Annotated in this window: 10 protein-coding genes and 1 other RNA gene; 6 read left to right on the forward strand and 5 right to left on the reverse strand. The window is 65.1% G+C overall.

The features are described 5' to 3' along the window. Window positions 1–104 precede the first annotated feature (104 nt). Window positions 105–554 carry an EVE domain-containing protein gene (locus ACLCGK_RS06090; RefSeq protein ID WP_410951503.1) on the reverse strand — a complete coding sequence of 150 codons (450 nt, stop codon included), beginning with the start codon at window positions 552–554 and terminating at the stop codon, window positions 105–107. Between the two features lie 178 nt (window positions 555–732). On the opposite strand from ACLCGK_RS06090, the gene ACLCGK_RS06095 reads away from it, so the two are divergent. Beyond that, window positions 733–885, forward strand: a complete 153-nt coding sequence (locus ACLCGK_RS06095) for a hypothetical protein (RefSeq protein ID WP_013974724.1) — start codon at window positions 733–735, stop codon at window positions 883–885. An 18-nt stretch (window positions 886–903) separates the two neighbouring features. Here ACLCGK_RS06095 and ACLCGK_RS06100 read toward each other — a convergent pair whose 3' ends face one another. The 4 genes from ACLCGK_RS06100 to ACLCGK_RS06115 form a co-directional block, all read right to left on the reverse strand. Then, entirely contained in the window at window positions 904–1,512 is a 609-nt protein-coding gene (locus ACLCGK_RS06100; RefSeq protein WP_003259369.1) for a 5-formyltetrahydrofolate cyclo-ligase, read from the reverse strand. A gap of 79 nt (window positions 1,513–1,591) precedes the next feature. Further along, a non-coding RNA gene (ssrS, locus tag ACLCGK_RS06105) (6S RNA) lies at window positions 1,592–1,771 on the reverse strand. Window positions 1,772–1,788: 17 nt separating this feature from the next. Next, window positions 1,789–2,109 carry a cell division protein ZapA gene (locus ACLCGK_RS06110; protein ID WP_003259368.1) on the reverse strand — a complete coding sequence of 107 codons (321 nt, stop codon included), beginning with the start codon at window positions 2,107–2,109 and terminating at the stop codon, window positions 1,789–1,791. Then, window positions 2,106–2,288: a TIGR02449 family protein gene (locus tag ACLCGK_RS06115; protein ID WP_029886233.1), complete on the reverse strand. Its 183-nt coding sequence runs from the start codon at window positions 2,286–2,288 to the stop codon at window positions 2,106–2,108. Before ACLCGK_RS06115 ends, ACLCGK_RS06110 begins: the two co-directional genes overlap by 4 nt. Window positions 2,289–2,469: 181 nt before the next feature. Between ACLCGK_RS06115 and ACLCGK_RS06120 the strand changes: the two genes are divergently transcribed. The 5 genes from ACLCGK_RS06120 to ACLCGK_RS06140 are packed head-to-tail and all read left to right on the forward strand — an operon-like array spanning window position 2,470 to window position 7,285. Next, window positions 2,470–3,024 (forward strand): YecA family protein, encoded by a 555-nt coding sequence (locus ACLCGK_RS06120; protein WP_003259367.1) that lies wholly within the window; start codon window positions 2,470–2,472, stop codon window positions 3,022–3,024. Window positions 3,025–3,045: 21 nt separating this feature from the next. Next, window positions 3,046–4,380, forward strand: coding sequence for a Xaa-Pro aminopeptidase (pepP, locus tag ACLCGK_RS06125; RefSeq protein WP_003259366.1), 1,335 nt, complete (start codon window positions 3,046–3,048; stop codon window positions 4,378–4,380). After that, the gene (gene ubiH / locus ACLCGK_RS06130) at window positions 4,377–5,576 is read left to right on the forward strand and encodes a 2-octaprenyl-6-methoxyphenyl hydroxylase (protein WP_410951504.1); all 1,200 of its coding nucleotides are present in this window, start codon (window positions 4,377–4,379) and stop codon (window positions 5,574–5,576) included. Before pepP ends, ubiH begins: the two co-directional genes overlap by 4 nt. Continuing rightward, on the forward strand, window positions 5,573–6,058 hold the full coding sequence (locus ACLCGK_RS06135) for a DUF4442 domain-containing protein (protein ID WP_013974720.1): 486 nt from the start codon (window positions 5,573–5,575) through the stop codon (window positions 6,056–6,058). The genes ubiH and ACLCGK_RS06135 overlap by 4 nt, the downstream gene beginning before the upstream one ends. A gap of 9 nt (window positions 6,059–6,067) precedes the next feature. Next, window positions 6,068–7,285 (forward strand): 2-octaprenyl-3-methyl-6-methoxy-1,4-benzoquinol hydroxylase, encoded by a 1,218-nt coding sequence (locus ACLCGK_RS06140; protein WP_410951505.1) that lies wholly within the window; start codon window positions 6,068–6,070, stop codon window positions 7,283–7,285. The last annotated feature ends 106 nt before the right edge of the window (window positions 7,286–7,391 follow it).

The raw sequence follows: 7,391 nt of genomic DNA on the forward strand, positions 1-7,391 counted from the left end.
GGGGGGGGGGTGTGGGTTGGGTTTTGGGGTGGGGGGGGTTGCGCTTCCCCTCCCTCCCCTGGGCCGCAGGGCGGCCCCTTTGGTTTATGACCTTAGCCGCAGTTTCAACGCAAAGCGACAATCACCGCCCATTGCTCTGGCGTCACCGGCATTACCGACAGGCGGCTGCCCTTCTGCACCAGCGGCAGTTCGGCCAGGCCTGTCTGCTGTTTCAGCCAGCCTAGCTCCAGCACCCGTGGCAGGGTTTGCACATGGGCCACATCGACCGCGCTCCAAGGGTTCTTGTCGGCCGTGGCCTTGGCATCGTAGTAGGGGCTTTGCGGGTCCAGCGCGGTTGGGTCCGGGTAGGCTGCGCGGGTGATCCTGGCAATGCCGGCGATGCCCGGCTGCGGACAGCTGGAGTGGTAGAAGAAGAACTCGTCGCCAACGCTCATGGCCCGCAGGAAATTGCGTGCCTGATAGTTGCGCACGCCGTCCCAGCGCGCTTCGCCGAGCCGGCTGAGGGCTTCGATGGAGAGCTCGTCGGGCTCGGATTTCATCAGCCAGTGGGCCATGGGAACTGCTCCTGAAAAGGTTTGAAATAACCTGTTGGACGAAACCGACAGCCGGTTGGCGTCAAGGTTTGCGTGCAGACGCAGGTTGTCGGAAAATGCGCCCCGTTTAAAGCGCGATGCTCCGGCAATACCCAGAAAATTGCCGAGCCTGAACAGTTTGCCTGGGGGGCAATCTTCGATGAATCAACGTAACAAGCCGGATCTGCTGTGGATCCTGGTGTTCATTTTTGGCCTGGGTGTGGTCACTACCGGTTATGCGCAAGGGATCTGGGAGCGCAAGCTGGACAACGCCTATCAGATGCCGGTCGACGCCAGCCAGCCGCAACGTTGATGCCCCCGCCGGCGCCGCTCAACGCGGCGCCAGGTACCAGCCACGGTCCGAGACCGTCCCCTGTAGCGGTACGTCCCAACTGGCCTGAGCCAGCCGCTCGACCTTTTGGCATTCATGTGCCAGCCCCAACAGCAATGGTTTTTTCCAGGTCTGGCGACGTGCCTGGTAGGCCAGGCTGCGATCATAGAAACCACCGCCCATTCCCAGGCGACCGCCCACTTCGTCGAAACCGACCAACGGTAGCAGGATCAGGTCCAGCGACCAGATCGGGCGCTGGCGCTTGCGCTCGGTGACCGGCTCGGGAATGCGAAAGCGGTTGGGCTTGAGCTTCTCGCCTTGCTCGAAGCGCTGGAACACCATGCGCGTGCGCGGCCAGGCGTGCAGCACCGGCAGGTAGGTGCGCTTGCCGCGGCGCTGGGCCTCGCGCAGCAGCAGGTAAGGGTCGATTTCGCCATCGTTGGGCAAGTACAGGGCAATGTGCCGGGCGCGTCGGAACAGCGGGTGCTGCGCCAGCTGGCGGTAAAGGCCAAGGGCGGCCTGGCGTTGCTGAGCAGGGGTAAGGGCGCGGCGGGCATTGCGGAGCAAGCGACGGAGCTGGGGGCGGGTGAGCTGCGCGGTGTCGGTCATGGCACGGGCGATCCCAGGTGCTGGCCGACGTGGTCGGCCAATACGAATTGCCCGCCGAAAGGGGCGGGCAAGATAATTCAGGCTCCCCGATAAGACCGCTATCGGTGTAGCCCTTGAACCCGAAAGTTCAAGGTGGAGATTGCAGGGGGCGTTAAGGCTTTCCGTCGGGCGGACATGCACACCGGCCCCAGCGTGCAACCCCCGTGGTTGTGCGTATCGGCTCAGGGACATAACCGACTGGCGCATCCCCCAGGGAGTGGCGCCAGTATACCAATCTCAGCCGATTTTGGTATCCGCGTCGTCGGACAGTGCCTGGTCGACCCGTTCCAGCAGGTCGCGCACCTGTTCGCGGGTGGTGCCGCCTGCCGGGGCATCGTTGCGGTCTTCCTGGCGGTGCAGCATTTCGTGGGTGATGTTCAACGCTGCCATGACCGCGATGCGGTCGGCGCCGATCACCTTGCCGCTGCTGCGGATTTCGCGCATCTTGCCGTCCAGGTAGCGCGCGGCACTGACCAGGTTGTTGCGCTCTTCCGGCGGGCAGATGATCGAATATTCCTTGTCGAGGATCTGCACGGTGACGCTATTGCTTGAACTCATGAGTCTTGCTCCAGAGCCTTGAGGCGTAAAATCATCGACTCGACCTTGCGCTTGGCGATCTCGTTCTTTTCGATGAGGTGGGCGCGCTCTTCGCGCCAGGACTTTTCCTGAGCTACTAGGAGTGCATTTTGCCGTTTTAGTTGCTCGACACGTTCGATCAGCAACTCGAATCGGCTCATCAGTGCCTGCAGGTCGTTCTCTTGCGTGGGTTGCACTCGATTCGCTCCGTCGTTGAGTCACCTGGCGATGATGCCTCTCCCTGGGCGGCGGCGGCCAGTGCCGATGGTCTTGGCGCGCCTGCCGGTGCTAGGATACAAGGTCTCCATTCTAGTCATTGCGCCGTCTGGCGCCTAGCTGCCCATGCCCAATACCCAATCGCCCTACATCGCCTTCGCCATGCTGCTGTCCAGCAATGGCCATCCTGTAACCCCGGCCGAACTGCACGGCCTGCTGATCGGCCGCAGCTGCGCCGGTGCCGGCTTCGACGCCGACGGCTGGCTGGCCGATGCCGCCCAGCTGCTGGAAACCGAGCCCGGTGACACCGTACGCAACGCCCTGGTCGGCCTGCAGGAAATGGTCAAGGGCGAACTGACCAGCGACGACATGGCGATCGTCCTGCTGCTGCCTTCCGACGACGCCGCCCTGAGCGATCGCGCCACCGCGCTAGGCCAGTGGTGCCAAGGCTTCATTACCGGTTTCGGCCTGAATGCCGGTGGCAAGGACCTGTCCGACGAGGCCAAGGAAGTGCTGCAGGACCTGGTGGCCATTTCCCAGGTCCAGGAAGCCCTCGAGGAGTCCGAGGATGGCGAGAGCGATTACATGGAAGTCATGGAATACCTGCGTGTGGCGCCGTTGCTGCTGTTCTCCGAGCTGGCCAAGCCGGCCGCCCCTGCACCCAAGCCATCGCTGCACTGATCAACCAGGGGTAGTCTGCCCATGAGCCACATTCCCAAGGCCGAGTATGCCCGTCGGCGCAAGGCGCTGATGGCGCAGATGGTCCCCAACAGCATCGCCATCCTGCCCGCCGCCGCGGTTGCCATCCGTAACCGCGACGTCGAGCACGTTTACCGCCAGGACAGCGACTTCCAGTACCTCAGTGGTTTCCCCGAGCCGGAAGCGGTGATTGCGCTGATTCCCGGTCGCGAGCATGGCGAATACGTGCTGTTCTGCCGTGAACGCAACCCCGAGCGCGAGCTGTGGGATGGTCTGCGGGCCGGCCAGGAAGGTGCGGTGCGCGATTTTGGCGCAGACGATGCCTTCCCCATCACCGACATCGACGAGATCCTGCCGGGCCTGATCGAAGGCCGTGAGCGGGTATACAGCGCCATGGGCAGCAACCCCGAGTTCGACCGCCGGCTGATGGACTGGATCAACGTGATCCGCTCCAAGGCGCGCCTGGGGGCCCAGCCGCCGAACGAGTTCGTTGCGCTGGATCATCTGCTGCACGACATGCGCCTGTATAAATCGGCAGCGGAAGTGAAGGTGATGCGCGCTGCCGCAGATATCTCGGCGCGGGCCCACGTGCGGGCCATGCAGGCCTGCCGGGCCGGCTTGCACGAATACAGCCTGGAAGCCGAGCTGGACTACGAGTTCCGCAAGGGCGGGGCGAAGATGCCGGCCTACGGCTCGATAGTCGCGGCTGGGCGCAATGGCTGCATCCTGCACTATCAGCAGAACGACGCCCCGCTCAAGGATGGTGACCTGGTGTTGATCGACGCCGGCTGCGAGATCGACTGCTACGCCAGCGACATCACCCGTACCTTCCCTGTCAGCGGGCGTTTTTCGCCCGAGCAGAGGGCCATCTACGAGCTGGTGCTCAAAGCCCAGGCAGCGGCGTTTGCCGAAATCGCCCCTGGCAAGCACTGGAACCACGCCCATGAGGCGACCGTGCGGGTCATCACCGAGGGCCTGGTGGAACTGGGCCTGCTGACGGGCGAGGTGCAGGCGCTGATCGACAGCGAGGCCTATCGTGCCTTCTACATGCACCGCGCCGGGCACTGGCTGGGCATGGATGTGCACGATGTGGGCGAGTACAAGGTAGGCGGCGAGTGGCGGGTGCTTGAACCCGGCATGGCGCTGACCGTCGAGCCGGGCATCTACATAGGCGCCGACAATCAGGCCGTGGCCAAGAAATGGCGCGGCATTGGTGTAAGGATCGAGGACGACGTGGTAGTGACCAGGCAAGGCTGTGAAATCCTGACTTCGGGCGTGCCGCGCACGGTCGCCGAGATCGAGGCGCTGATGCAGGCCGCCCGCAAGGACGTGGCATGAATCGGGTAAACCTGGCGATCATCGGTGGCGGCCTGGTGGGCGCGAGCCTTGCCCTGGCCCTGCAGGCGGGGGCCAAGGCGCGAGGTTGGAAGATCCTGCTGATCGAGCCGTTCGCCCCCGGTGACAGCTTCCAGCCCAGCTACGACGCGCGTTCGTCGGCACTGTCGTTTGGTACCCAGCAGATCTACCACCAGCTGGGCCTGTGGCAGGCCATCGGCCATCGCGCCGAGCCGATCTTGCAGATTCACGTGTCCGACCGCGGCCGTTTCGGTGCCACCCGCCTGGATGCCCGGGAAGAGGGTGTGCCGGCGCTTGGCTACGTGGTGGAAAACGCCTGGCTGGGCCAGTGCCTTTGGCAAGGGCTGGATAGCGAGGTGGTGAGCTGGCGCTGCCCGGCGGAAGTGTCTGCGATGCAGGCCATCGAGGGTGGCTACCGCCTGCAGCTGAACGATGACACCCAGTTGGAGTGCGACCTGGCTGTACTGGCCGACGGTGGCCGTTCCGGCCTGCGCGAACAACTGGGTATCCACGTGCGCCACACGCCCTACCAACAGAGCGCGCTGATCGCCAACATAACCCCGGGCGAGGCCCACGGCGGCCAGGCCTTCGAACGTTTCACCGAAGAAGGCCCCATGGCCCTGCTGCCGCTGCCGGATAACCGCTGCGCGCTGGTCTGGACCCGACAGGGCATGGACGCGCGGCGTCTGGCCGACATCGACGAGCGCAATTTCCTGCGTGAACTGCAGGGCGTGTTCGGCTATCGCCTGGGCGCCTTGCGCCAGGTCGGCGCGCGGCACCTCTACCCACTGTCGCTGATCGAGGCCCAGGAGCAGGTGCGGCCGCATCTGGTGGTGCTGGGTAACGCCGCGCACAGCCTGCACCCTATTGCCGGCCAAGGCTTCAATCTGTCGCTGCGTGACGTGCAGGCGCTTGCCGAGGCGCTGCTGGCCGGCCCGCAGCAGCCTGGCGACCTGACAACATTGCAGGCCTACCACCAGCGCCAGCGCGTGGACCAGGCCATGACCATCGGCTTTTCCGACCAAGTCACCCGTCTGTTCGGTAGCAGCCAGCCATTGCTGGCCGCCGGCCGCAACCTTGGCCTGCTCGGGCTCGACCTGCTGCCACCGGCCAAAAGCTGGTTCGCCCGCCAGGCCATGGGCCTGGGCACCCGCCCCGATCCGCGAGGTCAGGCATGAGTGACAACACGCGCAGGCTGGCGCGCCGGGCGTGCCTGTTGCGCTGGCGGCTGAACCTGTTCCCGCCGCACCTCGGGGCTGGTATCCGCGTGCAGCACATCAGCCCGGACCTGCGCAGCGTCAAGGTGGCGATGAAGCTGACCCGCTGGAACCGCAACTACGTCGGCACCCAGTGCGGCGGCAGCCTGTACGGGATGGTCGACCCGTTCTACATGCTGCTGTTGATCGAGCAGCTGGGTCGTGACTACATCGTCTGGGACAAGGCCGCCAGCATCGATTTCATTTCGCCGGGCAAAGGCCCGGTGTATGCCGAACTCCACGTCGATGACGCGCTGCTGGACGAAATTCGCCAGCAGACTGCCACCGGCAAGAAGTGCCTGCCGCGTTTGCAGGTCGATATCCGCGACGGCGCCGGCGAGCTGGTGGCGCGGGTCGATAAAACCCTATATGTGCGGCTCAAGCCGCAAGCGAGGCTGGCGTAAGGCATGGAAATGCGCGCAGATCTGTTGATTGTCGGTGCCGGTATGGTCGGCAGCGCCCTGGCCCTGGCGTTGCGCCACAGTGGCTTGCAAATCCTCTTGCTCGACGGCGGCCCGCTGACGGTCAAGCCGTTCGATGCCCAGGCCCCGTTCGAACCGCGTGTCAGCGCGCTGTCGGCAGCCAGCCAGCGCATCCTCGAGCGCCTTGGCGCTTGGGATGGCATCGCCCGCCGGCGTGCCACGCCATACTCGGACATGCATGTATGGGATGGTAGCGGCACCGGGCAGATTCACTTCTCGGCTGCCAGCGTGCATGCTCAAGTGCTCGGCCACATCGTCGAGAACCGGGTGGTGCAGGATGGCCTGCTGGAGCGCCTGCATGACAGCGATATCGGCCTGCTGCCCAATGCGCGGCTCGAACAGCTGCGACGCTCCGGCGACGAGTGGCTGCTGACCCTCGCCGATGGCCGCCAGCTGCGTGCGCCGCTGGTGATCGCGGCCGACGGTGCCAACTCGGCAGTGCGGCGCCTGGCCGGCTGCGCAACCCGCGAGTGGGATTACCTGCACCACGCCATTGTCACCAGCGTGCGTTGCAGCGCCGGGCACCAGGCCACGGCCTGGCAGCGCTTTACCGACGAAGGACCATTGGCGTTCCTGCCGCTGACCCGCGACGACCAGCAGGACTGGTGCTCGATCGTGTGGTCGACCACGCCGGAGCATGCCGAGCAGTTGATGGCGCTGGATGAAGCTGCGTTCCTGAAGGCCCTTGAGCGGGCTTTCGAGGGGCGCCTGGGTGATGTACTGCAAGCCGACCCTCGGGTGTGCGTGCCGCTGCGCCAGCGCCACGCCAAGCGCTATGTGGATGAAGGCCTGGCATTGATCGGCGATGCCGCGCACACCATTCATCCGCTGGCCGGGCAGGGCGTCAACCTGGGCTTCCTCGATGCTGCAGTGCTGGCCGAGGTGCTGGTCAACGCCTGCGAGCGTGGCGAGCGGCTGGCGGATGTGAAGGTACTGAGCCGTTACGAGCGACGGCGCATGCCGCACAACCTGGCGCTGATGGCGGCGATGGAGGGGTTCGAGCGGTTGTTCCAGGCCAACCCGTTGCCGTTGCGCTGGTTGCGTAACAGCGGGTTGAAGCTGGTGGAGCAGATGCCGGAGGCCAAGGCGCTGTTCGTGCGGCAGGCGCTGGGTTTGAGCGGTGATCTGCCGGATCTGGCCAAGGCTTGAGATTGTCGGGGCCGCTTTGCGGCCCTTTTGCCGGCAAGCCAGCTCCCCCCCCTACCCACGCGACCTCCCAGACCAGTCAGTGACCATTGGGGGCGGGCTGATTGCG

The organism is Pseudomonas sp. S1(2024) (assembly GCF_046557535.1).